Annotated in this window: 27 protein-coding genes and 3 tRNA genes; 21 read left to right on the forward strand and 9 right to left on the reverse strand. The window is 54.9% G+C overall.

Features of this window, described 5'->3' with window-relative positions; genetic code table 11:
• Positions 1 to 53: 53 nt before the first annotated feature.
• From osmY to PI91_RS01170, 5 genes are all read right to left on the reverse strand, one after another.
• Positions 54 to 671, reverse strand: a complete 618-nt coding sequence (gene osmY / locus PI91_RS01150; protein WP_008502075.1) for a molecular chaperone OsmY — start codon at positions 669 to 671, stop codon at positions 54 to 56.
• Positions 672 to 970: 299 nt separating this feature from the next.
• A complete protein-coding gene (prfC, locus tag PI91_RS01155) occupies positions 971 to 2,560 on the reverse strand; it encodes a peptide chain release factor 3 (RefSeq protein WP_008502076.1) in 1,590 nt (529 codons plus the stop codon).
• Between the two features lie 91 nt (positions 2,561 to 2,651).
• Entirely contained in the window at positions 2,652 to 3,329 is a 678-nt protein-coding gene (gene yjjG / locus PI91_RS01160; RefSeq protein WP_008502077.1) for a pyrimidine 5'-nucleotidase, read from the reverse strand.
• A 20-nt stretch (positions 3,330 to 3,349) separates the two neighbouring features.
• Complete coding sequence (rimI, locus tag PI91_RS01165) at positions 3,350 to 3,793, reverse strand: ribosomal protein S18-alanine N-acetyltransferase (protein WP_039265274.1); 444 nt, start codon at positions 3,791 to 3,793, stop codon at positions 3,350 to 3,352.
• Positions 3,762 to 4,175: a DNA polymerase III subunit psi gene (locus PI91_RS01170; protein WP_039265275.1), complete on the reverse strand. Its 414-nt coding sequence runs from the start codon at positions 4,173 to 4,175 to the stop codon at positions 3,762 to 3,764. Before PI91_RS01170 ends, rimI begins: the two co-directional genes overlap by 32 nt.
• Before the next feature lie 102 nt (positions 4,176 to 4,277).
• Here PI91_RS01170 and rsmC point away from each other — a divergent pair, with 102 nt between their 5' ends.
• The 4 genes from rsmC to PI91_RS01190 all read left to right on the forward strand — a co-directional run bounded on the left by rsmC (position 4,278) and on the right by PI91_RS01190 (position 5,807).
• Positions 4,278 to 5,306, forward strand: coding sequence for a 16S rRNA (guanine(1207)-N(2))-methyltransferase RsmC (rsmC, locus tag PI91_RS01175; RefSeq protein ID WP_039265277.1), 1,029 nt, complete (start codon positions 4,278 to 4,280; stop codon positions 5,304 to 5,306).
• A 172-nt stretch (positions 5,307 to 5,478) separates the two neighbouring features.
• Positions 5,479 to 5,564 (forward strand) — tRNA-Leu (locus PI91_RS01180).
• A 28-nt stretch (positions 5,565 to 5,592) separates the two neighbouring features.
• A tRNA-Leu gene (locus PI91_RS01185) sits at positions 5,593 to 5,679 on the forward strand.
• A 42-nt stretch (positions 5,680 to 5,721) separates the two neighbouring features.
• Positions 5,722 to 5,807 (forward strand) — tRNA-Leu (locus PI91_RS01190).
• Positions 5,808 to 5,846: 39 nt separating this feature from the next.
• Here PI91_RS01190 and PI91_RS01195 read toward each other — a convergent pair.
• Entirely contained in the window at positions 5,847 to 6,116 is a 270-nt protein-coding gene (locus PI91_RS01195; RefSeq protein ID WP_172513796.1) for a DUF1435 domain-containing protein, read from the reverse strand.
• Between the two features lie 215 nt (positions 6,117 to 6,331).
• Here PI91_RS01195 and PI91_RS01200 point away from each other — a divergent pair, with 215 nt between their 5' ends.
• Together PI91_RS01200 and fhuF are read left to right on the forward strand one after the other, a co-directional pair.
• Entirely contained in the window at positions 6,332 to 7,396 is a 1,065-nt protein-coding gene (locus tag PI91_RS01200; RefSeq protein WP_023293335.1) for a GGDEF domain-containing protein, read from the forward strand.
• 95 nt (positions 7,397 to 7,491) lie between these two features.
• Positions 7,492 to 8,280, forward strand: a complete 789-nt coding sequence (gene fhuF, locus PI91_RS01205; RefSeq protein ID WP_039265279.1) for a siderophore-iron reductase FhuF — start codon at positions 7,492 to 7,494, stop codon at positions 8,278 to 8,280.
• A gap of 82 nt (positions 8,281 to 8,362) precedes the next feature.
• Here the strand turns inward: fhuF and PI91_RS01210 are convergent, their stop codons facing one another.
• On the reverse strand, positions 8,363 to 9,709 hold the full coding sequence (locus PI91_RS01210; RefSeq protein ID WP_039265280.1) for a PTS sugar transporter subunit IIC: 1,347 nt from the start codon (positions 9,707 to 9,709) through the stop codon (positions 8,363 to 8,365).
• 328 nt (positions 9,710 to 10,037) lie between these two features.
• Between PI91_RS01210 and PI91_RS01215 the strand changes: the two genes are divergently transcribed.
• Entirely contained in the window at positions 10,038 to 10,496 is a 459-nt protein-coding gene (locus PI91_RS01215; RefSeq protein WP_008502085.1) for a YbaK/EbsC family protein, read from the forward strand.
• Positions 10,497 to 10,534: 38 nt separating this feature from the next.
• Here PI91_RS01215 and bglJ read toward each other — a convergent pair whose 3' ends face one another.
• On the reverse strand, positions 10,535 to 11,170 hold the full coding sequence (gene bglJ / locus PI91_RS01220) for a DNA-binding transcriptional activator BglJ (protein ID WP_032622978.1): 636 nt from the start codon (positions 11,168 to 11,170) through the stop codon (positions 10,535 to 10,537).
• Positions 11,167 to 11,904 (reverse strand): LuxR C-terminal-related transcriptional regulator, encoded by a 738-nt coding sequence (locus PI91_RS01225; RefSeq protein ID WP_008502087.1) that lies wholly within the window; start codon positions 11,902 to 11,904, stop codon positions 11,167 to 11,169. Before PI91_RS01225 ends, bglJ begins: the two co-directional genes overlap by 4 nt.
• A gap of 410 nt (positions 11,905 to 12,314) precedes the next feature.
• On the opposite strand from PI91_RS01225, the gene PI91_RS01230 reads away from it, so the two are divergent.
• From PI91_RS01230 to PI91_RS01295, 14 genes are all read left to right on the forward strand, one after another.
• The gene (locus PI91_RS01230) at positions 12,315 to 13,091 is read left to right on the forward strand and encodes a threonine/serine exporter ThrE family protein (RefSeq protein WP_021240591.1); all 777 of its coding nucleotides are present in this window, start codon (positions 12,315 to 12,317) and stop codon (positions 13,089 to 13,091) included.
• Entirely contained in the window at positions 13,082 to 13,555 is a 474-nt protein-coding gene (locus tag PI91_RS01235; RefSeq protein ID WP_020885295.1) for a threonine/serine exporter, read from the forward strand. Before PI91_RS01230 ends, PI91_RS01235 begins: the two co-directional genes overlap by 10 nt.
• 67 nt (positions 13,556 to 13,622) lie before the next feature.
• Positions 13,623 to 14,264, forward strand: coding sequence for a TetR family transcriptional regulator (locus PI91_RS01240; protein ID WP_039265281.1), 642 nt, complete (start codon positions 13,623 to 13,625; stop codon positions 14,262 to 14,264).
• Positions 14,265 to 14,305: 41 nt separating this feature from the next.
• Entirely contained in the window at positions 14,306 to 14,758 is a 453-nt protein-coding gene (locus PI91_RS01245; protein WP_025912127.1) for a MarR family winged helix-turn-helix transcriptional regulator, read from the forward strand.
• An 84-nt stretch (positions 14,759 to 14,842) separates the two neighbouring features.
• Complete coding sequence (locus PI91_RS01250) at positions 14,843 to 15,271, forward strand: organic hydroperoxide resistance protein (protein ID WP_008502092.1); 429 nt, start codon at positions 14,843 to 14,845, stop codon at positions 15,269 to 15,271.
• Positions 15,272 to 15,419: 148 nt separating this feature from the next.
• Positions 15,420 to 15,965 (forward strand): primosomal protein DnaT, encoded by a 546-nt coding sequence (dnaT, locus tag PI91_RS01255; protein ID WP_021240595.1) that lies wholly within the window; start codon positions 15,420 to 15,422, stop codon positions 15,963 to 15,965.
• A complete protein-coding gene (dnaC, locus tag PI91_RS01260; protein WP_008502094.1) occupies positions 15,962 to 16,699 on the forward strand; it encodes a DNA replication protein DnaC in 738 nt (245 codons plus the stop codon). The genes dnaT and dnaC overlap by 4 nt, the downstream gene beginning before the upstream one ends.
• An 83-nt stretch (positions 16,700 to 16,782) precedes the next feature.
• A complete protein-coding gene (locus tag PI91_RS01265) occupies positions 16,783 to 17,265 on the forward strand; it encodes a DUF2501 domain-containing protein (protein ID WP_021240596.1) in 483 nt (160 codons plus the stop codon).
• A 270-nt stretch (positions 17,266 to 17,535) separates the two neighbouring features.
• Complete coding sequence (opgB, locus tag PI91_RS01270) at positions 17,536 to 19,827, forward strand: phosphatidylglycerol--membrane-oligosaccharide glycerophosphotransferase (protein ID WP_039265382.1); 2,292 nt, start codon at positions 17,536 to 17,538, stop codon at positions 19,825 to 19,827.
• 180 nt (positions 19,828 to 20,007) lie between these two features.
• Complete coding sequence (locus tag PI91_RS01275) at positions 20,008 to 20,646, forward strand: EAL domain-containing protein (protein ID WP_021240598.1); 639 nt, start codon at positions 20,008 to 20,010, stop codon at positions 20,644 to 20,646.
• A 178-nt stretch (positions 20,647 to 20,824) separates the two neighbouring features.
• Positions 20,825 to 21,319 (forward strand): spore coat protein U domain-containing protein, encoded by a 495-nt coding sequence (locus PI91_RS01280; RefSeq protein ID WP_023293340.1) that lies wholly within the window; start codon positions 20,825 to 20,827, stop codon positions 21,317 to 21,319.
• A gap of 2 nt (positions 21,320 to 21,321) precedes the next feature.
• Positions 21,322 to 22,098 (forward strand): molecular chaperone, encoded by a 777-nt coding sequence (locus PI91_RS01285; RefSeq protein WP_039265282.1) that lies wholly within the window; start codon positions 21,322 to 21,324, stop codon positions 22,096 to 22,098.
• The gene (locus PI91_RS01290; protein ID WP_232764371.1) at positions 22,019 to 24,307 is read left to right on the forward strand and encodes a fimbria/pilus outer membrane usher protein; all 2,289 of its coding nucleotides are present in this window, start codon (positions 22,019 to 22,021) and stop codon (positions 24,305 to 24,307) included. The genes PI91_RS01285 and PI91_RS01290 overlap by 80 nt, the downstream gene beginning before the upstream one ends.
• A complete protein-coding gene (locus PI91_RS01295; RefSeq protein ID WP_039265284.1) occupies positions 24,298 to 25,254 on the forward strand; it encodes a spore coat U domain-containing protein in 957 nt (318 codons plus the stop codon). Before PI91_RS01290 ends, PI91_RS01295 begins: the two co-directional genes overlap by 10 nt.
• Positions 25,255 to 25,379 lie beyond the last annotated feature (125 nt).

Here is a 25,379-nt window from a genome sequence, read left to right on the forward strand (position 1 = left end):
AGTCGTTCTTATTTCGCCCGCAGGGTTTAGCCAGACGGGCGAATGGTCGAGATTTACTTCGTTTTCAGATCGTTTTTAACGCTTTTCACACCATCAATCGCTTTCGCGATGGACTCGGCACGTTCACTTTGCGCCTGCGAATCTACCGTACCGGAAAGCTGAACCACGCCATCGGTGGTTTCCACTTTCACCTTACGGGACGGCACGATGTCATCTGCTAAAAGTTTAGCTTTGATTTCGCTGGTGGTGGCTGCATCACCGGCATAACCTTTCACCGACGCGTTTTTGCCGTCACGGACGTGCAGCTTATCGCTGACGGAGGCGACGCCTTCGACGCCTTTCGCCACTTTCACCGCCTGTTCAGCCTGAGCCTGGCTTTCAACAAAGCCGCTCAGCGTGACCACTTTCTTATCGGTCTTAACGGAAATATCGGTGCTCTTGATGGCTTCATCATCCACCAGTGCGGCCTTCACTTTTGCTGTGATAGAGCTGTCATCCATGAAATTGCCGACTTTATTCATAGAGCTATCGATTTTTTGCCCTGCGCTATCGGCCGTGGATTGTGCTTTATCCATGGTGCTGCTTTCCGCCAGGGCGGAGCCGCTCACCAGAACGCTACCCAGTGTTACAGCCAGCAGAGTTTTAGAAATCTTCAGTCTTGTCATATTCATCGATCTATTCCTGTGTTGACCCGTTATTCGGGCTACATACTTCCTTAGTAGTGATATATATTGCGAATAAACACACGAGCAAAATGGATAACCTAAAGTCATGCATTGAACAGTTAATTTATCCACGCCCGGTGTTAAACACTGAGTTAAATATAGATCACTCTCACAGAGCCGCTTTCAGAATTGGGTAAAAAATGGGCGAATAGTGTGAAATTGCGTTGAATTAAGAACATTCCGCAAGGGATTAATAAGACAGGAAATAAAGAAGAGCACGGCGAATGCCGTGCTCTGAGAGGGGATTAGTGCTCGCGGGTTTTACGGAACTGAACGTCCGGATAACGTTCCTGCGTCAGGTTCAGGTTGACCATCGTTGGCGCGATATAGGTCAGGTTATCGCCGCCATCCAGCGCCAGCTGAACTTCATTCTTACGCTTAAATTCTTCGAATTTCTTCACGTCAGAACACTCAACCCAGCGCGCGGTCGCGACGTTCACCGATTCGTAAATCGCTTCTACGTTGTATTCGCTCTTCAGGCGCGCAACGACCACGTCAAACTGCAGCACGCCGACCGCGCCAACGATCAGATCGTTGTTCGCAATCGGGCGGAACACCTGCACGGCGCCCTCTTCGGAGAGCTGAACCAGGCCTTTCAGCAGCTGTTTCTGCTTAAGCGGATCGCGCAGACGAATGCGACGGAACAGCTCCGGCGCGAAGTTCGGAATACCGGTGAACTTCATCATTTCACCCTGGGTGAAGGTATCACCGATCTGGATGGTGCCGTGGTTGTGCAGCCCGATGATGTCGCCCGGATAGGCCTCTTCAACGTGCGAACGGTCACCCGCCATAAAGGTCAGCGCGTCGGAGATGACAACGTCTTTACCGATACGCACCTGGCGCAGCTTCATGCCCTTTTCATATTTACCGGACACCACGCGCATAAAGGCCACGCGGTCACGGTGTTTCGGGTCCATGTTGGCCTGAATCTTAAACACGAATCCGGTGAACTTCTCTTCTTTCGCTTCCACTTCACGGGTGTCGGTTTTGCGCGGCATCGGCTGCGGCGCCCACTCCACCAGACCGTCGAGCATGTGGTCAACGCCGAAGTTACCCAGTGCGGTACCGAAGAAGACCGGGGTAATTTCGCCGCTCAGGAACAGCTCTTTGTCGAATTCGTGAGACGCGCCCTTGACCAGCTCCAGCTCGTCGCGCAGCTGCGCGGCCAGCTCTTCGCCGACCGCCGCGTCCAGATCCGGGTTGTCCAGACCTTTCACGATGCGCACTTCCTGAATGGTGTGGCCTTTACCGGTCTGATACAGGTAGGTTTCGTCTTTATAGAGGTGATAAACGCCCTTGAACAGCTTACCGCAGCCAATCGGCCAGGTGATAGGCGCACAGGCGATCTTCAGCTCGTTTTCCACTTCATCCATCAGCTCCATCGGATCGCGGATGTCACGGTCGAGTTTGTTCATAAAGGTGAGGATCGGCGTATCGCGCAGACGGGTGACTTCCATCAGCTTACGGGTACGATCTTCTACACCTTTCGCGGCGTCGATCACCATCAGACAGCAGTCCACCGCCGTCAGGGTACGGTAGGTATCTTCGGAGAAGTCTTCGTGGCCCGGGGTGTCCAGCAGGTTCACCAGGCAGTCATGATACGGGAACTGCATCACGGAGGTGGTAATCGAAATACCACGCTGCTTTTCCATCTCCATCCAGTCGGATTTTGCATGCTGGCTGGAGCCACGGCCTTTAACGGTACCCGCAGTCTGAATCGCCTGTCCGAACAGCAACACCTTCTCAGTGATGGTCGTTTTACCGGCATCCGGGTGCGAGATAATGGCAAAAGTGCGGCGCTTGGCCACCTCTTGCAGATAAGGAGACAACGTCATAATTAAATCTTCTTTTATAAGCGCGGCAGCACGCCACGCATCATGGAATACAAAATTGCGGCTATTTTACCCATCAACGGGGGGCAGGCAATCATTGTTTACACAGGAGTTGCTCCAGTTCGTTCAACGACGTCACGGTCCAGGTCGGCTCGATGCCTTCAGGCTTCACGCGGCCATGTGCATTGAGCCAGACGGTCGACAGACCAGCCTTCATGCCGCCCAGAATATCTGACTCTGCGGTATCCCCCACCATCAGGACACGATCGCGGTCGGGATTGCCAGCCTGCGCCAGCGCGTAGTCGAAAATTCGCGGATCAGGCTTCGGCACGCCAACCTCTTCCGAGATCACCAGCGCGTCAAAATGATCGCGCAGGCCGGTGCGCTCAAGGCGGATCTGCTGCAGGGCGGTAAAACCGTTGGTGATGATCCCCAGTTTCACCTTACCTTTCAACGCATTCAGCAGGGAAACCGCGCCCGGCAGGGGCGCACAAATATCGGCCATGGCGTTGAGAAAAGCCTCGTTCAGCGTTCCCGGACTGACCTTTAAGCGTTCCGCCCAGACGTCAAAGCGCTGGTGCTGAAGCTGTAACGCGGTGATGGCACCGTTCTGGTAATCCACCCACAGCGGTTTGTTGACCGCCTGATAGTCCTGAAAATCTTCAGCGGTGAAGGTTACGCTATAGTCGAGAAACATCCGCTGCAGGCCGCCGAACGAGTCGAACGTAAACAGCGTTTCGTCGGCATCAAAGAAAATCCAGTCCCATTTCATCGTTACAACCTTATTTTTTATTATCCAATCGGCAGAGCCATTATGATGGCGTCTTCACGTCCCTCTGCGGTGGGGTAGTAGTTACGGCGGATTGTCGCCTCGTTAAAGCCTAAGCTTTCATAGAGCGCGATGGCGGCGACATTCGACGCGCGCACCTCCAGCCACAGGGTGAAAACGTCACGGGTTTCGAGCTCACGGATGAGGTGCACAAGCAGTTCTCTTCCCAGCCCGCGGCGCTGAAACGCGGGATCAACCGCGATATTAAACAGCGTCGCCTCATCAAGAACAACCTGCGTGATCGCGAAAGCGGCCATGGTGCCGTCAACGTCCAGGCGGTAGTTCAGATACCGTTCGCCCTGATTGCTGGCGAAGGTTTTTTCGCTCCACGGAAACGCGTGGGCGCGTGTTTCAATCGCGAACGCGGTGGACAGGTCAGGCGTCGTGAGGGAAGAAATCGTGTTCATATTCGCAGATTTGTTGCCATAGCGCGCTGCGCGCTTTTGGGTTGGCTTTCAGTTCGTCCAGCGCTGGCGTGCAGATCTGGCTCCCCTGAAGAGAGATCTCATTTGCCTCTCCGATACGCCAGCTGTTACAGCGGCTATCAGGAGGCAGCATCGCGACACGCTCTGGCGTCAGCGGTAAAACCTGGTCGGCCGTCAGCTTCAGGCTGCGAAGAACATCACCGATCAGGGGGTCATTCAGGGCAGGCAGTGCTTCCGCCACCATCACCAGGCGAACGTGCGCCGGGATGGAGATAGCGATTTCGCCCTGCAACGCCGTCGGGCGACGCAAAGCCCACTGGGTAATGCCCAGCTGCTGCAACTGCCAGTCTCGTCGGGATGTCATAGGGAAAACTCCTGTCTCTCAGGCGCGCAAATATAGCAAATGTGTCGAAACTGCGCCATCTACCTACTATAATCCCCGCCTGAGTTTATTGAGGAACAATTCATGTCTGCATTTACCCCGGCAAGTGAAGTCTTGCTGCGTCACAGTGATGATTTCGAAGAAAGCCGTATTCTGTTTGCCGGAGATATGCAGGATGACCTGCCCGCGCGTTTCGACTGTGCTGAAAGCCGTGCCCACACCCAATACTACCACCACTGGCAGGTGCTGAGCCGCCAGATGGGCGAGCGCGCGCGCTTTAGCCTGGTGGCAGAGCAGAGCGATATCGCCGACTGCGATACGCTGATCTACTACTGGCCGAAGAATAAACCGGAAGCCCAGTTCCAGCTGATGAACCTGCTCTCCCTGCTGCCGGTCGGCTGCGATATTTTCGTGGTCGGTGAAAACCGCAGCGGCGTGCGTAGCGCGGAACAGCTGCTGGAAGGCTACGCGCCGCTGAACAAAGTCGACAGCGCTCGCCGCTGTGGTCTGTACCATGGCCGTCTGGAAAAACAGACAACGTTTGATGCGCAGGCATACTGGGACGAGTACCAGCTTGACGGCCTGACCATCAAAACCCTGCCGGGCGTGTTCAGCCGCGATGCGCTGGATACGGGCAGCAAGCTGCTGCTTTCCACCCTGACGCCGCACACCAAAGGCAAAGTGCTGGACGTGGGCTGCGGCGCGGGCGTGCTCTCTACCGTGCTCGCCAGCCATTCGCCAAAGGTGCGCTTAACCCTGTGTGACGTGAGCGCCCCGGCGGTTGAAGCCAGCCGCGCAACGCTTGCCGCAAACGGCATTGAAGGCGAGGTGATTGCGAGCAACGTCTTCTCCGACATCACCGGTCGCTTCGACATGATCATCTCTAACCCGCCGTTCCACGACGGTATGGAGACCAGCCTGGAAGCAGCACAAACGCTGATCCGTGGTGCAGTCCGTCACCTCAACAGCGGCGGTGAGCTGCGTATCGTCGCGAACGCCTTCCTGGCGTACCCGAAAGTGCTGGATGAAACCTTTGGCTTCCACGAAGTTATCGCCCAAACGGGTCGCTTTAAGGTCTACCGCACCGTGATGACGCGTCAGGCCAAAAAGTAATCGCCTCCCCTCCAGGCCGGATACGCGAAAGCGCCATCCGGCTATACAGGGCGCGTCCATCGGCCATTTTTCCATCAATCAAGGCATCACGCGCACTTTTCTGTTGACGTAAAGCTGAAAACATCTAGAATGCGCCTCCGTGGTTACGATACTTTTACAGTATCGATGGTATGCGAAGGTGGCGGAATTGGTAGACGCGCTAGCTTCAGGTGTTAGTGTCCTTACGGATGTGGGGGTTCGAGTCCCCCCCTCGCACCATAAATCACGATGATATTGCTCGCACTGGGCGAAGGTGGCGGAATTGGTAGACGCGCTAGCTTCAGGTGTTAGTGTCCTTACGGATGTGGGGGTTCGAGTCCCCCCCCTCGCACCAACGAGGCGATATCAACATAGCAATAAAGAGTAAGATGACTGTGCGAAGGTGGCGGAATTGGTAGACGCGCTAGCTTCAGGTGTTAGTGTCCTTAGGATGTGGGGGTTCGAGTCCCCCCCCTCGCACCAATTATCTTACAACCCCTCTGAATTTCTTCTTTTTCCCTGTTATTTCAAACTCATCAGTATCACCAGAATTCCACTGACCAGCGCGACACAGGATGGCAGTAAAACAAAGTGACGTAGTTGCTTATGCCAGATCATGCCTGACGTGGCTAACAGTCCTGACGCGATGATGACTTTCCAGGTATCGAGAGAGAGATCGGCAAACGTCAAACCGCCGAGAATGGCTCCCGGTAGCAGTACCCCCCAACCACTGCCCAGCGCTCTGTTCAACATGCTTTTCCCTCTATCAACGATAATGATAACCAATATCATATAACAAAAATTATCATTTGCCAGCTGAATGAATCAAAATCCATCGACCTTTACCTTTCCCGTAATGACAGGAATTGTCTAAGGTGATAAATTGCGCACCTGTTAACAACGTCTAAAGATTTTCTGATAATTACTCTTTGAGTTTTTTGCATATTTTATTGCGAAATAACACCTATTTATCTGTTTTAATTAAATTTTAATAAAAACACGCGACTATGACATCACAATCCTGGCGGTCTTTGGTTCACAGAAAATATCAATTATCGTTACGTTTATTTTTATTTCTGAACGCAACTTCGGCAGTGTTCTCGGTAACAAATCCGCTCAATTCTGTACGCCTGTTTTCTGCCCCTCTGATTGCTATTTTCGCCATCAGTACTGGCCTGTTCGTCTGGCACTGGAGAAAGCGCGCGCGGAAGATAAATATTCCTGTCGTTTCAGCGATCTTCGGTATTTTATGGGCCTGGCAAATTGTCTCCAAATTCGCCTTAATTACTCAGGACCATGCGACGTATTTGCTAATTGCTCTTTTAACGGTACTTTTTATCGGCACGCTGGCGTTCGCCAGTAATATCAAAGCGTTTACGCTGCATTCATTGCCCACCTTTATTGTCTGCCTGTGGTTAAGCGATCACGATATATGGCTGCGAATGACCTATTCTTTCGCACTTCCTGTGGTGGCAATTGCTATTCATAACATTTTGCAAAGACGCAACGACCGTTTCGCTCAGGAGCTGCTCTCTCGCCTTCTGGAAGAACGAGAAACCCTTACCGACCTCAGCATGATGGACCCGCTTACCGGGCTCTATAATCGTCGCGGTCTGCAAAGCCGTCTGGAGAATCTGCCCACGGTAGAAAATGGCGAACACTTTGTCCTGCTGATGGATATCGACCACTTCAAAGCCTATAACGACCATTACGGCCATATGATGGGCGACCAGGCGCTGAAGCGCGTCTCTGCGGCAATCCGCGACGCCGTGCGTTCTCGCGATATTGTGGCGCGTTTTGGTGGGGAAGAGTTTATGGTGCTGCTGACCAACATTTCACTCGAACACGCTCGCCAGACGGCCGAGCGGATCCGTCAGAAAGTATATGATTTGAAAATCCCGCATCTGTTTAACGAAAGCGTCGCGACAAACGTCACTATCAGCATTGGCATCGCCATTTTCGAGGATGAAGACGTGGAAGGCGCGCTGGAAAAAGCGGACAAAGCCCTCTATGAAGCAAAGCATATGGGACGCAATAACATTCTGCTAAGCGAAGAGATTCAGACGGCATAAACCTACCGACGATGTCACCAGGACAAAAGTCTTGCCATTGGTATGAGCAATAGTTAGGATTGGCAATCATTATCATTTAGATTTCTATCTATACTATGGCCACGCATACCGCACACATCGTCGAACCTCTCCTCTGGCGAGCGCCGCTCACCAGCGGGAATGCTTCGCTTGCAGATGCGATACGGGAAAAGATTGCGGAAACGCGTGCCCACCTGCTGGACTTCATCCGGCTTGATGAAGCGCCCCCGTCCCACGCGATGACGCTCTCAGAGTGGCGCAAACCGTCTAAGCTGCAATCACTGCTGGCCACCTATTCCGACCATATTTATCGCAATCAGCCTACCCTTACGCGGGAAAATAAACCCCTGCTCTCCCTCTGGGCGCAGTGGTATATCGGGCTGATGGTGCCTCCGCTCATGCTGGCGCTGTTAACACAGAGGAGCATGCTTGAACTCTCGCCGGATAATTTCCACGTCGAGTTTCACGAAACCGGACGTGCTGCCTGCTTCTGGATTGATCTCCACGAAGACCACAGCGCTGAACGCCTCACTGCTCAGGAACGTATGGAGCGGCTCATCACGCAGGCCCTGATCCCGGTGGTGGAAGCGCTGGAAGCGACGGGAGAGATTAACGGGAAGCTTATCTGGAGCAATACGGGCTATTTAATCCACTGGTATTTAACGGAAATGAAGCCGCTTCTCGGTGATGAGAACGTTGAGGCCCTGCGTCAGTCCTGTTTCTTTGCAAAGCAGCTTTCCGATGGCCGTGACAACCCGCTATTCCGTACCGTCGTGCTCCGTGATGGGCTTCTGGTTCGCCGCACCTGCTGCCAGCGCTATCGCCTGCCGGACGTTAAGCAGTGTGGGGATTGCACGCTCAAGTAGAGCAGTGAATTGCCCGGTGGCGCTTCGCTTACCGGGCCGACAAAAACAAAAACGGCAACCTGAGTTGCCGTTTTGCTTTTACCTAGGCCACCTGCTGATTGTCCTCTTCCGCGCTACGCTGAGCTTCTTCCGCTTCCTGCTCCAGCAGCTGCTTCTCATACACTTTGAAGAACGGGAAGTAGATGATCGCCGATACGCAGGCCAGAACCACAACCAGAATCGCCGCGCGGAAATCCCAGCCCAGGGCCCACGCTGCGCCTATCGGCGCCGGTGCCGTCCAGGGAACCACGGAGATGACGCGTCCAATCAAATCAAAGGTCATCGCCGCCCACGCCAGCACGGCGTTAACCATCGGTGCCAGCAGGAACGGGATAAAGAACACCGGGTTCATCACGATTGGCGTACCGAAAATGACCGGCTCGTTGATGTTAAAGAAGCTGGGTACCACGCTCAAACGCCCGATAGAGCGTAAATGCGCTGAACGGCTACGCAGATAGCAAATCACCAATCCCATCGTGGCGCCCGACCCGCCAATCACGATAAAGAACGTCCAGAACGCTTCCATAAAAATATGCGGCAAAGGCTGACCGGCGGCCAGCGCGGTCTGGTTTGCGCCAAGGTTCGTCAGCCAGAACATCTGCAGCATCCCGGAGACGATGGCGGCACCGTGGATCCCGGCGAACCAGAGCAGATGACCAATCAACACGGCCAGCAGGATCGCAGGCAGGGAATCTGCCGCGGAAACCAGAGGTTTAAAGACCGACATAATGGCCTGCGGGATCAGCATACCAAACTGAGACTGAATCACCAGGCTCAGAGGATAAAGGGTCACCACCACCACCAGCACCGGGATCAGCAGATCAAAAGAGTTTTTGATCATCGGCGGGACCTGGTCCGGCAGACGAATGCCGATGTTATGCGCTTTGAGGACACGCATCATCTCAACGCAGTAGATCGCCACCAGAATCGCGGTAAAAATGCCCGTTCCCCCCAGACTGTCGACAGGGAGCGTGCCTTTGGTTTTTGGTGCCGCGACCAGCAGAAACGCCATCAGCGACAGCATGGCGCACATAAAGGGGTCCAGCTGATGAGATTTGACGTAGTGTTTGCCAAGGTTATAGGCAATGGCGGCACAGATATAAATGGACATGATGCCCATCGTCATATCAAACGGCGTCAGGATTTGGCCTTCAAACTGCTTCGCCATATCCAGCCAGGCGCGGGCGAAACCCCAGGTGGTATCAGGCGAAAAAGGTGGGTAAGCAAAGACTAACAAAAAAGAACCCACAATCATAAACGGCATCGCGGAGATGAACCCGTCACGAATCGCCATAACGTGACGCTGGGAAGAGATCCGCCCGGCTATCGGGCTGACGTAATTTTCGACGAAACGGAATATCAGATTAAACGCAGCATGGTTGGCAGACATGGCAGATCTCCTGTCAGACGTTTGTTACGGGCACATACGCGCCGCACGTTGTTCCATACATCAGCTTCACAACCTTGCTGGCTTGCCAACCAGCGGTACTGCTCAGACGAAATGGTTTCATATTTGGCTCTTATTATTGGATACAGGGGACGTTACGTACTCAGTATTAATCTACGCTCCGCGCTCTGCAACCGGTTACTGTAACCGGTTTCTGTGATTGTGAAGAGGATCCAGAAATCAGCCGTTTGGGGTATTTGTTACTTAAGAGATATTTACAGAGCATAAATTCTTATGACAGATTACGCAGGATATTTGTCAGGAGGAAACAATGAGTTTGCAGTCTGTACAGCAGTTTTTTGCCGACAACGCGCCGGATATAGACGTTATTGAGCTTAGTCAAAGTACTGCTACCGTTGCGTTGGCTGCTGCCGCCCATCGTGTCGAGCCGGGACAAATCGCCAAGACCCTGTCACTCAAGGTTAAAAATGAGGTGATCCTGGTGGTGGCGAAAGGCGACGCGCGTCTGGATAACAAAAAGCTCAAAGACACGTTCGGTGCGAAAGCGCGCATGCTCAGCAGTGATGAAGTGGTGACCATTACCGGTCATCCCGTTGGCGGTGTATGCCCGTTCGGGCTGGAAAACCCGCTCGCGGTATATTGTGATATCTCTTTGAAGCAGTACGCCGAAGTGCTGCCCGCCGCAGGCGCAATTCACAGCGCTGTGCGCATTTCACCTGACAGAATGGCAGAACTGACTTCCGCAAAATGGGTGGATGTCTGTATCTGATTGACGCGCCAGAGTATATCTGGCGCGTAAAAGACGGGTTATAAAAATGTGGGCGTGAGGAGAGCCAAACATTGCGGCTCTCTTGCAGGAAGATGCGTAATAATATCCGCCGCATCGAGCAACCCTACGTCTGAATTCACGCCCAGTTTCACCATCGCATTAAACTTATGTGCCCGAATGGTCTTAATATTCCGTTCAAGCTGTGCCGCGATTTCAGGGATGGAATACCCGCAGGACATATAACGCAATATTGCCCGTTCTGTGGGGCTTAGCATCCTGTTCTGACTCCGGTACCAGTGATTCAGCATATTGTCATTGATGCGCAGCGTTTCGCTCAGCAACTCCACGAGTTCCTTCTGCAGATGCTCAAGCGTCACCGATTTACTGACTACTCCGTGCAGGCGCGATGGCGAAAGATGGCTAATTAGCCGTGCTTCCATCTCGTCAGAAACCAAAATGATGCGCTGGATATGACCGTGCGTAAACGCCAGATCCCGCAGGTGCGCCAGGCAGTTACGGCGCTCCTCTCGCGCATCGGAAAGGGAGTAGATCAGCGAGAAAAAATTAACGTGATGAAGTGCATTCTTAAAACTGTCAAATTCACTAAACAGGTGTAGCTGATAATGGCTCAGGCCGGGCATCGCAAAAAGATGCTGTAGCCCGACGGCACTCATCGCGCAATTTTCGATGATGGCGATATGTCTTGTTGAATCGGTTTTTTCCATTCCTCGAACTCTCCATAGGCTGATAGCAAACTCAGCTCTCTCATTCCCTGTGTACTGTTGATCCAGGCATACATATCCGCATTACTTCGTAATGACAGCCGTCGCATCGCACTGTTTTTCTGCGCACTGATGGTTTTATTGCTCTTCTTGAGCAATGTGGCGATTTGGTTAATCCCCCATCCTTTCCCTAACAGACGCAGGACTTTACGTTCGGAGTGCGTGAGCGCGATAACGTGTTCATTTTCATTCTCCGTACTCTGAGGTTCCGGAGTTAATAACGTCTGGCTAATCCGCTCTGCCCGCTCGCTACCGGCCCGAATAGCGTTAACCACGCCTTCAATAGGCTCCATGTCAGAAAGCAACGTGCTTTCCGGGCGCATAAGTAACTCAACCGCAATAGGGTAAAGCGGCCGCGAGACTAAAAAGATCCAGTGAATATCCCGGTATTGATTCAATAAACCGTAATACTCTTCAAGCGCACCCCGAGGGTTTCTGTATTCGCCTGAAATATCGGCAATAATGACGTCCGCGCGGCGCAACTGGAGCAGCGTTAATTCCTGCAATGAGCGGCAATAGCTCAATTCAAATTCGGGGAAATGACGTGCCATCAGGCCCCCTAACCCGTTTTGCATCACGGGCATCCGGCTAATGACAACGCCATGCTTACCATGCAATGACAACATAGACCCTCCGTGTCCATTTTTCATTTGATGAGTAACGTTAAAACGCATCAACGTATGAGTATTTTCGTCCCTGAGTGTAAGACTGGTTAATACAAGCAGAAGATGAGATGTATGCTTAGTTTAAGAAATGCCTAAACAGCAGTAATATCTCACAAAGCGAAACAAAAATTAATTGTGGAGACATTAAAATAACGACAATATAAAATTAGAATAACTAAATACAAATATTTTATATTTTGGTATTTATAATTCATGGTATTGATAAATTAATCCCTTCCCCCTTCCACGACACGGACTGCAACTGTTTGCACAAACCTTGATCTGGCCCACAGCAAGAGGGACTGCACTCTGTGCTAAAAGTACCCACTATGGGTTAACAGATTGCTATCCATCTTTTTTCAGGACAATACATGCAGGCAGAGCGGTCAACGCAGCGTGCTATCACGCGGCTATGTATTCAGTGCGGTCTTTTTCTGCTCCAGCACGGCGCGGAAAGCGCGCTGGTTGAGGAGCTTTCCACCCGGCTGGGGCTGGCGCTAGGGATGGACAGCGTCGAAAGCGCAATCTCATCCAACGCCATTGTGCTGACCACAATCAAGGACGGTCAGTGCCTGACCTCCACGCGCAAAAACCATGACCGCGGCATCAACATGCACGTCGTGACCGAAGTGCAGCACATTGTCATCCTTGCAGAACATAAGCTTCTCGATCTCAGTGACATTGAAAAACGGTTCAACCAGATCAAGCCATTACGTTATCCGCGCTGGCTCGTCGTGGTGATGGTAGGGCTCTCGTGCGCCTGCTTTTGTAAGCTCAACAAAGGCGGCTGGGACGGTGCAATCATCACCTTTTTCGCCAGCAGTATCGCCATGTATGTTCGCCAGCTGCTGACGCATCGGCAGCTGCATCCGCAAATTAACTTCTGCATTACCGCATTTGTCGCCACCACGGTTTCCGGTCTGCTGCTGCGCCTGCCGCAGTTTGCCAACACGCCGACCGTTGCCATGGCCGCCAGCGTGCTTCTGCTGGTCCCGGGCTTTCCGTTGATCAACGCTGTCGCCGACATGTTTAAAGGGCACATCAATACCGGCCTGGCTCGCTGGGCTATCGCAAGCCTGCTGACGCTGGCGACCTGCATCGGCGTGGTCATGGCCATGACACTTTGGGGGTTACGCGGATGGGCGTGATCGATTTTCTGCTGGCGCTGGCGCAGGACATGCTTCTGGCCGCCATTCCAGCCGTCGGCTTCGCGATGGTATTTAACGTACCGCAACGCGCGCTGCCGTGGTGTGCGCTGCTGGGCGCGATTGGCCATGGCTCGCGAATGGTGATGATGACGGCGGGTTTTAACATCGAATGGTCAACATTTATGGCCTCCATGCTGGTCGGCAGTATCGGCATACAGTGGTCGCGCTGGTACCTGGCGCATCCCAAAGTATTCACCGTTGCGGCCGTGATCCCCATGTTTCCGGGGATATCGGCCTATACCGCGATGATTTCCGCGGTGAAAATCAGCCATTTCGGCTATACCGAGCCTCAGATGATCCTTCTTCTCAGCAACTTTCTTAAGGCCTCGTCCATCGTCGGCGCGCTCTCCATCGGGCTGTCGATCCCCGGCCTGTGGCTGTACCGTAAACGCCCACGCGTTTGATATTTGTGTTATTTCGCTGCCGTGGAGATAATCCGTCTGGTCCGTTTGGTGAAAATAAGGAAAGGATGTGGCTAACCCTGGCAGCGAACACCCCGAGCACAGTGAAGAATCCAGCCTGAAAGAGAAAATCTTTCAGAGCGCCATCGCGCTTTTTGCCGAGTATGGATTGAACGGTGCAAGGATGGAGCAGATCGCAGAGAAAGCGGGCACCACCAAACGCATGGTGGTTTACCATTTCAAGAATAAAGAGAACCTCTATCTCCTCGTACTTGAACATGTTTACACCCAGATTCGCGCCAGCGAAAAAGCGCTAAGCCTGACGGGAATGCCCCCGGTCGAAGCGCTGGTCAATCTGGTTGAAGCCACCTTTGACTATCATGCCGACCACCCTGACTACATCCGGATTATCTGCATGGAAAACATGCAGCGCGGCCGCTTTATGCAGCAGTCGAGCTATCTCCGCCAGATCAACCGCAGCGCGCTCGACCTGCTGGAGGAGATCCTGCGCCGGGGGAAAGAAAAACAGCTCTTCAGTGAGACGGTTGACGCCCGCGATCTTCATCGTCTGATAAGCAGCTTCAGCTTTCACTACGTTGCCAACAGCTACACCTTTACGCTGCTGTTTGAAGAAGGCGCAGACGAGCAGGCGCAGCGCCAGCACTACCGTAAAATGGCCGTTCAGGTGGCGCTCCGTTACACCTGCCCATAAAATTGCTTGCAATTAAATCGTACACTATCTATATTCATCTCATGAACGCGAAAACGAACGATGCAACCGCTGCGCTCAAGCTGGATAACCAGCTCTGCTTTGCCCTCTATTCGGCAAACCTGGCGCTTAACAAGCTGTACCGGCAGCTGCTGGCACCGCTGAACCTGACCTACCCGCAATATCTGGTGATGCTGGTGCTGTGGGAGCAGGATGATATGACGGTGTCGGACATCGGTGAACGGCTGTTCCTTGACTCTGCGACCCTGACGCCGCTGTTGAAACGTCTGGAAAGCGCCGGGCTCATCAACCGCCACCGTTCGCGCAAAGACGAACGTCAGGTCGCCGTCACCCTGAGTGAAGCGGGACATGAACTCCAGCAGCAGGCATTGGGTATCCCCCATGCGGTGGGTTGCGCAGCGCAGTGTGATACAGACACCTTGCTGGCACTCAAACAGCAGCTCGAACTTTTGCGACAACAGCTACACCGCGCGTAACGCTATACTTTACGCGTCATTATTTACCTATATATATCGCACGCTATTTAATAGCACGCATTAAAACAAAATGAGGAACCTGCCATGTCTTTAGAAAAAGTTGTTTATACCGCCAAAGCAAAAGCCACCGGTGGCCGTGACGGTCGTGCCACCTCCTCCGATGGCGTATTGGACGTCAAACTGGGTGTGCCAAAAGAGATGGGCGGCATGGGGGGAGACGTGACCAACCCTGAGCAGCTGTTTGCCGCGGGCTACTCTGCCTGCTTCCTGGGCGCGATGAAGTTCGTGGCGGCACGCGACAAATTTACCCTGCCAAAAGATGCCTTTATTGAAGGCGAAGTGGGTATTGGCCCGCTGCCTACCGGTTTTGGTATCGAAGCAAAACTGAACATCCACGTTGAAGGTATGGATCCTGCGGAAGCTAAAAAGCTGGTCGATGCGGCACACATTGTTTGCCCGTATTCTAACGCGACCCGCGGCAACATCGACGTCACGCTGAACATCATTGCGTGATAACTGCCTGATGGCGCTGCGCTTATTCGGCCTACGACTGTAGCCCCGGTAAGCGCAGCGCCACCGGGGAAATCCCCTCCTTTCCTTTCCCCTCTCTGTGCTACCATAAGCCCATATCACGCCCGTAGTAATCAGTAGAGTAAGCGTTATGTCCTCCAGAATTCTGACCACCAGCATTGCTGGTATTGATGCCTTTATGCGCGACCCACGCGGTGTGTTGACCCACGCCGAAGGCGGCACGGTTGCGGTTTTTGCCGACAACGCGCCAGCGTTTTACGCAATCACACCGGAACGTCTGGCACAGCTTCTGGAGATCGAAGCGCAATTGGCACGCCCGGCAAGCGATGTCACGCTGGATACCCAGTTCTTTGATGAACCGGTTAACGTTCCCGTGACCGTTCCGATGGGTAAATTTGCCCTCTATGCGGGCTGGCAGCCGGATGCAGATTTTCAGCGGCAGGCCGCGCTGTGGGGCATTGCGTTAACCCAACCCGCCACAGCGGAAGAGCTTGCCGCGTTTACCGCCTGGTGGCAGGCGGAGGGTAAAGTGTTCACCCATATTCAGTGGCAGCAAAAGCTCGCGCGTCATCTCCAGATTACCCGCGCCGGGAACAACGGCCAGCCAAAACGTGATATCAATGCCTTTTCAGAACCGGATAAACAGATCCCCAGCGGATTCCGAGGTGCGAAATGAAGAACGTCGGCGACCTGATGAAACGTCTGCAAAAAATGATGCCTGCCAACGTGAAGCCTGCTTTCACCACCGGTGAAGAGCTGCTGGCGTGGCAAAAAGAGCAAGGCAAGATCCGCGCCGCCGCGCTCGCCCGCGAAAATCGGGCGATGAAAATGCAGCGCACCTTTAACCGTTCCGGTATTCGTCCCCTGCACCAGAACTGCTCGTTCGATAACTATAAAATTGAGACCACCGGGCAGATGAACGCGCTCGCTGCCGCGCGTCAGTACGTGGATGAATTCGACGGCAATATCGCCAGCTTCATCTTTAGCGGCAAGCCGGGCACCGGCAAAAACCACCTTGCTGCCGCCATCTGCAACGAGCTGCTTCTGCGCGGTAAATCGGTCCTCATCATCACCGTGGCCGATATCATGTCCGCGATGAAAGACACCTTCAGCAACCGTGAAACCAGCGAAGAACAGCTGCTTAACGATCTGAGTAACGTCGACCTGCTGGTCATCGATGAGATTGGCGTTCAGACGGAATCCCGCTATGAAAAAGTGATCATCAACCAGATTGTCGATCGCCGCTCCTCGTCCAAACGCCCCACCGGCATGCTGACAAACCACAACATCGACGAGATGACCCGCCTGCTGGGGGAACGCGTCATGGACCGCATGAAGCTGGGTAACAGCCTGTATGTCATCTTCGACTGGGACAGTTACCGCAGCCGCGTTACCGGCAAAGAGTATTAAGACAGTTCCAGGAATCGCCGACAGGTCGCAGGTATATACTGGAACCCCTTCGGCCCAAAACGGACCTTTTTGAGAGAGCCATGATGAAAAAACAGATTCTAATCAGCACCTTTTTAGGCGCGCTGCTGGTAACCGGCGCAGCGCAGGCGGCGTCCTGGCAGGAGTCCCTGTCAAGCGCAGCAAATGAGCTGACCAAAGAGAGCAGCAGCACGCAGGGCGGACTCTCCGCCTCTTCCCTCACCAGCCTGCTGGGCAACAGTTCCCAGAGCCTGAGCGCGGGGACGATGAACAACGCGGCGGGGATTCTGGAATATTGCGCGAAGCAAAAGCTGGCCTCCGTGACCGACGCGCAAAATGTAAAAAACCAGGTGCTGGGTAAACTGGGTCTGGATACTCAGGAGCAAAAAGCGGACACCAACTACATGGACGGCATTCAGGGCCTGCTTAACGCGCAGAACGGTCAGCAGCTTAACCTGAGCACCCTCGGCAACTCTTCTCTGGCCAAACAGGTGAAAACCAAAGCCTGCGATCTGGTGCTGAAACAAGGCGTTAATTTCATCTCCTGATCCACCCCATTTTCTGCCACAACACGCCGCGTTTAGTGCGATAGTCTTGCAGCGCGGCGCTAAATGAGCGTTTTTCCTGCCTGCCACCGTCTCAGCGTCCGTTTGTCAGGATGTGCACATCTTCATAAAAACGATTTTCTAAACCAAATCCTAACAACAGCACACTTTCGTGACACTAAAATTGCAGCTTAACGACATCGCAATTACATTGTATCACCCAAAAAATAAACAGTTAGCCAGCGAAGCACCTGGCGTCATGAGGATATGCTGTTGTCAGAATTCTTGTCTCTTATCCTTTTTCTGGCTTCTGTCGGCGTTTACGCCTGGAAAGCCGGCCGTCACACCTGGTGGTTTATCGCCACGCTGGTGGTGCTCGGCATTTTTATTATTTTAAACATTACCTTATACGCCAGCGATTACTTTACCGGTGACGGTATTAACGATGCGGTGCTCTACACCCTGACGAACAGCCTGACGGGCGCAGGTGTGGGTAAGTACATACTTCCGGGGCTCGGCCTTATCGTCGCGCTGGTGATGATTTTTGGCGCGCTGGCCTGGGTGCTGCGTCGCCGTCGCCATCATCCACACCATCATGGCTACAGCCTGCTGGCGTTATTCCTGGCGCTGGCCTCCGTCGACGCCAGCCCGGCGTTCCATCAGATCACCGAACTGGTGAAATCCCAGTCGCGCGACGGCGATCCGGATTTCGCGGCTTACTACAAAGAGCCGTCGAAAACGATCGCTAACCCGACGCTCAATCTGGTCTATATCTACGGTGAAAGTCTGGAGCGCACGTACTTTGATAACGATGCCTTCCCGGACCTGACGCCAGATCTGGGTGCGCTGAAAAATGAAGGTCTCGATTTCAGCCACACTATGCAGCTGCCCGGTACGGATTACACGATTGCCGGGATGGTTGCCTCCCAGTGTGGTATCCCGCTGTTCGCGCCTTTTGAAGGTAACGCCTCAGCCTCCATGTCGACCTTCTTCCCGCAGAATATTTGCCTCGGCGATATCCTGAAAAACTCCGGCTACGAAAACTATTTTATGCAGGGAGCAAACCTGCGCTTCGCCGGAAAAGATGTGTTCCTGAAATCCCACGGTTTTGACCACCTGTACGGCTCAGAAGAGTTAAAAACGACGGTTGCCGATCCAAGCTACCGCAACGACTGGGGCTTCTATGACGATACGGTACTCGACGAAACCTGGAAGAAATTCGAGGAGCTGTCCCGCGCGGGCAAGCGTTTCTCTCTCTTTGCGCTGACGGTGGACACCCACCATCCGGACGGGTTTGTCTCGCGCACCTGCAAGCGCAAAAGCTATGAGATTGATGGCAAAAACAACAAATCGTTCAGCGCCGTCACCTGCAGTCAGGAGCACATCGCCGCACTGGTCGAGAAAATCAAAGCCTCGCCCTGGTTTAAAAATACCGTCATCGTCGTCTCATCTGACCATCTGGCGATGAAAAACAGCGCGTGGGATCAGCTCAACAAGCAGGATCGCAGCAACCTGTTCTTCGTCCTGCGCGGCGACAAGCCGCAGCAGGAGGAGATCGCCACCAAACGCAACTCCATGGATAACGGCGCCACCGTGCTGGACATTCTGGGCGGCGACAACTTTATTGGCCTGGGCCGCAGCACGCTGTCGGGGCAATCCCTGTCGGAAGTGTTCCTCAACATGAAGGAAAAAATTCTCGCCTGGAAGCCAGACATCATCCGCCTGTGGAATTTCCCGAAAGAGATGAAAGACTTCACCGTCGATCGGGATAAAAACACCATTGCCTTCTCGGGCAGCAACTTCCGTCTGCCGCTGCTGCTGCGCGTATCGGAAGGACGCGTTGAGCCGCTGCCGGAAAGCGAGTATTCCGCGCCGCTGCGCTACCAGCTGGCCGATTTTGCGCCACGCGATAACTTCGTCTGGGTCGACCAGTGCTACAAAATGGGCCAGCTCTGGTCGCAGCCGCTGGCGCTCTCGACCGACTGGTGCGTCTCGCAGGGCCAGCTTGGCGGAGAGCAAACCGTGCAGCACGTGGATAAGGCGCAGTGGAAGGGCAAAACCGCCTTTAAAGATACGGTGATAGATACCGCGCGCTATCAGCGTAACGTCGACATGCTGAAAATCGTCGACAACGATATTCGCTACAAAGCGGACAGCTTTATCTTTAACGTGGCCGGCGCGCCGGAGGAAGTGAAACAGTTTAGCGGCATCTCGCGGCCGGAGTCCTGGGGACGCTGGTCCAACGCGCAGCTGGGCAATGAGGTGAAAATTGAGTACACCCATCCCCTGCCGGAACAATTTGATCTGGTGATCACCGCCAGGGCCTATGGGCCTAATGCTAACAAGCCCGTACCCGTGCGCGTGGGCGATCGGGAGCAGACGTTAACGCTTGGAAACGACGTGAGCACACAAACGCTGCATTTTGAGAATCCTTCGCGCAGCAATACCCTGGTGATTGTACCGCCGGACCCGCAGTCCACGAATGAGGGAAATATCCTTGGGCATTCGCCGCGCGAGATCGGAATTGGCATGGTCGAAATCAAAATCATCAGCAAAGCGGGTTAATGCGCGTCGCGCCCGGCGTTCTGCCGGGCGCTTATGAAAATAAATAATCCTTTATAAATCTTATAAAATAGATAAAAACACTTTATATAAGCCATTTTTATCTATAAATATCCTGTCAAAAACCAAATATATAAAATGTGCAGCTCCTGAAATCACCACGGAGCGTTACGCACTTTTATCATGCTAACCGGCTATAAGTTCGAATCCATCCGGGCACTGCGCAGTGAAAATGTGATTGCCTGGGAGGTATTGTCCACGGCAAAGCCCCACGTCAATCTTGAAGATTACTTTGGCTCGATGACCGCGACGCAGCGTAAAGCGCACTTCTTTGCGCAGCTTCGTCACGCCATGTTTTGCAAGGATGGCGACAAGTATTACCTCAATGCGACATCGGATTTACTGCTGGACACGGACTTCCTCGACAGGCTCAAAGAAGAAACACCCTGCCCGGAGAGACTTGCTATCGAGGTCACCGATCTCCATTCGATGGTACAACTCGACGATACGCAAAGCCGGGCGCTGCGGAAATGCATCGCAACGCTCCATCAGTGGGGGATAGAAGTGTGGGCAGACGATGTTTGCGAAGACCTTCTTCCCGAACTTCTGACCAGCCAGATCCGCTTCTGCGGCATCAAAATTGACAAACATACCTTCTGGAACGGACGGACCGAGCAGGCGAAGTTTCTGCATCTCACCCGCCAGTGCAAGCGCGTCGCCAGCAAGGTGCTGATCGAAGGCATTGAAACCGCAGGTGATTTCGCACTGGCCCGCGCCAGCGCGGCCGATTACGGCCAGGGCTATCTGTGGGGCAGAAAATGACCCCTCTCATTCCGAATGCTGGCGATATGGTCATCGTTCTGCGCGGCAATGCCTGTTTATGGCCTTGCCCCACTTGTTGCTGCCACAACCTGGCGGCATTCCATCAAAAACGCTGCCTGCTGGACGCTCAGTCATTCGCTTTGTAATTGCACTGTTACTCACGTCAGGAAATAAGATCATGAAAATTATTCCCACCGTTGTATGTTGTTCCGTTCTCCTGCTTCCTGCTGCTGCGATCGCCGCAGACAGCACCGCAAGCGCGACGATGCACGTATCACTTGAGGTCGTGAAGTCGTGCACCCTCAAAGCCAACGACCTCAACTTCTCGCGTCACGGCTCCGATGAGTCGAGCGAAATCCAGGCCAAAACGCAGGTCGATATCGTCTGCACCAACGGCACGCCGTTCACTCTGACCGCCACCAGCAACGACGGCGAAAATGGAACCTTCTGGCTGAAGCCGGAAAACGGCGACACGGGCGCGCAGAAGATTGCGTGGAAACTCTTTGCTGACGAAGGCAAACAGACGCAAATCACCGGCACGAATGGCCTGGACGATACCGGCAACGGCGCGGAACAGGAAGAAACGCTGTATGGCGTGATTGACGCCGGGGCGCTGACAACCGCCCAGGCAGGTACCTACAGCGACGATATCACGTTAAAACTGGAGTACTGATCGTGCGTCGCTATCTTTCCTGCTTCATTCTGTGGCTCATGATGCTGGCGCTGCTGTCACGCTACGCGCTGGCCGCCACGCTTCAGGTGGCCCCGGTAACGCTCGATCTGCAGAGCGACCAGCGGGCAGCGGCTATCTATCTCACTAACAGTGGGAAAGCGGCCATCCATGCGCAGATTCGGGTGTACGAATGGACGCAAAAAAACGGTAAAGATGTTCTGGTGGCCACCGGGGAGGTGGTCAGCAGCCCAGCGATGACATCTCTGGCGCCGGGCCAGCAGCAGCTGGTGCGTATTATCGTCATGCAGCCCGGCATCCGTGCACAGGAGCAAAGTTACCGGCTGGTTATCGACGAACTGCCGGACGCCACGTCCCGTGCCGCAAATCCCACCGCGGTGCACTTCCTGCTGCGCTACTCGATTCCGGTGTTTATTGCCGGGAACCAGAGCGCGCCCGTCAGCCACGATGCCCTGAGCTGTGAGCAGTCTGAAATACCGGCCACCCTTCGCTGCTTTAATGCCGGAAACCGCCACATCCGTCTCAGCCACCTTGAGGCCCTGACGGTCGATGGGCAGGTTGTCGGGTCGATTAAAGGCCTGGCGGGCTATGTGCTCCCGGGACAAACCGCCCTTTTGCCGCTTAAACACGCTTCACGTCACGCGCTCAGCACGCTGCGCGTCTATCTCAATGATGACCACCATGCCAGCCAGATACCCCTGCGCCCGCTCGCTTCTCGCGCTCCTGTTTTGGCTACCGCTCATGCTGTCAGCCCGGACTGAACCCGCAGACACCGTACAATGGCTGGCCATTACCGTGAACCACGCCCCGCGAGGCGAGCTCTGGGCCTGCCGGGTGGTGGATAATGCGTTATGGATAAGCCGCAGCGACATGAAAAAGCTGGGGCTTCACGCCCCGGACGATCGCGCCGAATGGGTTGAGCTGACGTCCCTGCCGGGCCTGAAGGTTAATCTCGACGTGCTGTCCCAGCAGGTGTCGATTACCGCAGAGGCTGACGCACTCGAGGGCCAGCAGCATCTCACCGCCTCAAAGCCCGCGCCGATGTATCGCTACCCTGATGCGCAACCCGTCAGCGCCTATACGCTCGGATACGCGCTCTACGCCAGCGATGCGCAGGGGAAGCGCCAGCTCAACGCCCAGACCATGCTGACCGCATCCGGAGGATTACCCGGAACGTTCAGCAGCAGTTTCTCAAGCCATGCCGGGGAGGAAAACAGCGCCGGTCGACCGACCCACACGCGTCTCGAAACCCGCTGGCAGTGGGACAACACCGACTCGCTGACCACGCTGGCGCTGGGCGACAGCATCACCACCGGCGCCCGCTGGAGCCGACAGGTGCGCTTTGGCGGGCTGCACTGGGCACGTAATTTTGAGCTCAATCCGCAACTCAATACTGAACCGCGCAGCCGCTACAGCGACACGGCCGTACTGCCTTCCACGGTCGATTTGTATATCGACGGCCTTAAGCAGAGCAGCCAGCGCGTCACGCCGGGTGACTTTCTGCTGGATACCCTGCCCTCCTTCACCGGAAGCGGGCAGGCGGAGGTGGTGATTACCGATATCAACGGCCAGCGTCGCACCGTACAGCTCGATCTCTACGGCGCGCCGGGCATGCTGGCGGAAGGGCTCAGCAGCGGTTCGCTGGACATCGGCTGGATGCGGGAAAACTACGCCCTGCACTCCGACGACTATGCCGCCTCGCCGCTGCTGGACGCGGGCTGGCGCTATGGGGTGAATAATCACCTGACGCTGGCACTGCATACGGAGCAGCAGCGCAGGCTGCACAACGTGGGCACGGGCGCAGACTGGCTGGTCTCTCCCGCCGTAGGGGTGGTCAGCCAGCACGTTGCCGTGAGCGACAGCCCTTACGGTCAGGGCGTTCAGTGGGGCCTCGGCTGGCAGTGGAACGGCAGAGGAACGGGCATTTCTGCCAGCACCGTCCGCACCGAGGCGGATTTCGCCGACAACGCCCGCATGAGCGGTGCCGCCCCCGTCAGACGCAGCGACAGCGTTTGGGTAAGCCAGTCCGTCCCCCACTTCGGCACCGTGGGCGCGGGCTGGGTACAGCAGAACATTCAGGGCAGCACGCAGCGCTACCTCAATGCCTCCTGGTCGGTGTCGCTGCCGGCACACATCTCCACCACGCTGAGCTATACCCGCTCGTTTACGGATGCGTCGAGTCAGGTTCAGCTACTGCTTTCCGTCCCATTGGGTCGCGAGGACACGCTCTCCGTTCAGGCCAGCCGGGATAAACCACGCATGGATTACCGCCACCAGCCGGACGATGAGGCCGGCGGCTGGTCATGGGAGCTGGGCCAGGGCTTTGGCGAACGACGTGAAAGATATGCAGACGCAGGCTATCTGGGCCGCGCGGGCGAATGGCACGTTGGGCTGCAGCAAGGTGCCAGCCAGCGCAACCAGTACGCCTCAGCCGAAGGGAGCCTGACGCTGCTGGACGGCAGCCTGCACGCGCTGCGCTACATCCAGCAGGGCATGGCGCTGGTCTCCACGCACGGCATTGGGCACGTACCGGTGATGCTGGAAAACCGCCCGGCCGGTGAAACGGATGAGGACGGTTATCTCCTGCTGACCGACCTGCCGCGCTACCACAACAGCAAAGTCAGCATTAACCCGCTCGATCTGCCTGCCGATGTGATCGCCCCCGTCACCGACATGCATGCCAGGCCGGGCAACAGCAGCGCGGTCAAAGTCGATTTTAACGTCCATCACGCCGTCACGGTTCAGGCCCGGCTGGTCGACAGCCGCCGCAGGCCGCTCCCGCTGGGCAGCGTCGTGTCAACGCCGCAGGGTGCCACCATCGTGGGCCGCGATGGCTTTATCTGGCTTGAAGATCCGCCCCTGCCGGGTGAGCTGGTGGTGAAGACCGGTGAGGGAGAGTGCCGGGTCGCGCTTCCGGCGCCCCGTACCGCGTCATCTATACAGAATATGGGAGAACAACTGTGTCATTAAGAGCGCCGTTATTATTGCTGCTCGTCCTGTCCGTAAAGGCGATGGCAGCAGCCTGCTGGATAACCTCCATGCCCGCCATTAACTTTGGCAACGTCGTGGCGGGCAATACCACCTCCGTCAACACCGAGGTCAAGTTTAGCTGCCAGGCCGACAACGAGGGCAGGACGGAATATCTCAACGTCTGCCTGAGCAGCGTAGACGTCCCGCCCTTTGAGATGATCTCGCCGGGGGACCAGGAGGGAAAACAGTACACCCTCCTCTTCCGCCTGCTGAACGGCGCAGCACGCTCTCAGGAGCTGGGGCCTGCCAGCAGCGGGAACCTGATTCAGCAGACTCTGGCCGCGCAAAGCAATGCCAACGTCAGCGGTACCTTTCCGCTTATCGCTACCATTCCGGCCGGGCAAAGCCAGCTTCCGGCCTACCACTATTACAACTACAACATGAATCTGCGCATCGCCTGGCACAGCGCCCTGCGTCAGGATGCCCTGCAAAACTGCTCGGACGGTTCCGCAGAGGGGGAGCAGGTGCAGGGCGGCACCAGCGCGCAGGCCGAAATCAGCCAGGGATGCTACATCGAGCGCGTGACGCCCCTTAACTTCGGCACCCTGACCAGCACCGCGACCCTGCGTCCGACGCGTTCCACCGCCACCCTGACCACGCGCTGCCCGGCAGGAACCGCATTCACCCTTGCCATGGGCAAAGGCAACCATGCCAGCGGTAATCAGCGGCAGCTCTGCAACAACGAGGGCCAGTGCCTGCGCTACGGGCTCTGGCAGGATGAGGCGGCCACGCAACGCTGGGGAGATCAAAGCAGCGGCGATGCGCTGCAGGTCACCAATCCCGCTGGCGGCACCCAGAACTACACCGTTTACGGCGAGGTCCCGGCACAGCCGCTAACCGGTACCGGGGAATTTATTGATGACGTGATTATCACGCTGACTTATTAAACCACCCAAAATCCTGTCTGGATCAATGTTATCGGTAACAGTGGCGTTAAAATAGCCAGCAATGCAGCCCGGAAGGCGTAGACCTTCTCTTTTTATTTTTTATCTCTGTTTTTATTACAACAACT

The sequence above is a fragment of the Enterobacter sp. FB genome (genome assembly GCF_000805795.1).
GTDB classification, from domain to species: domain Bacteria; phylum Pseudomonadota; class Gammaproteobacteria; order Enterobacterales; family Enterobacteriaceae; genus Enterobacter; species Enterobacter roggenkampii.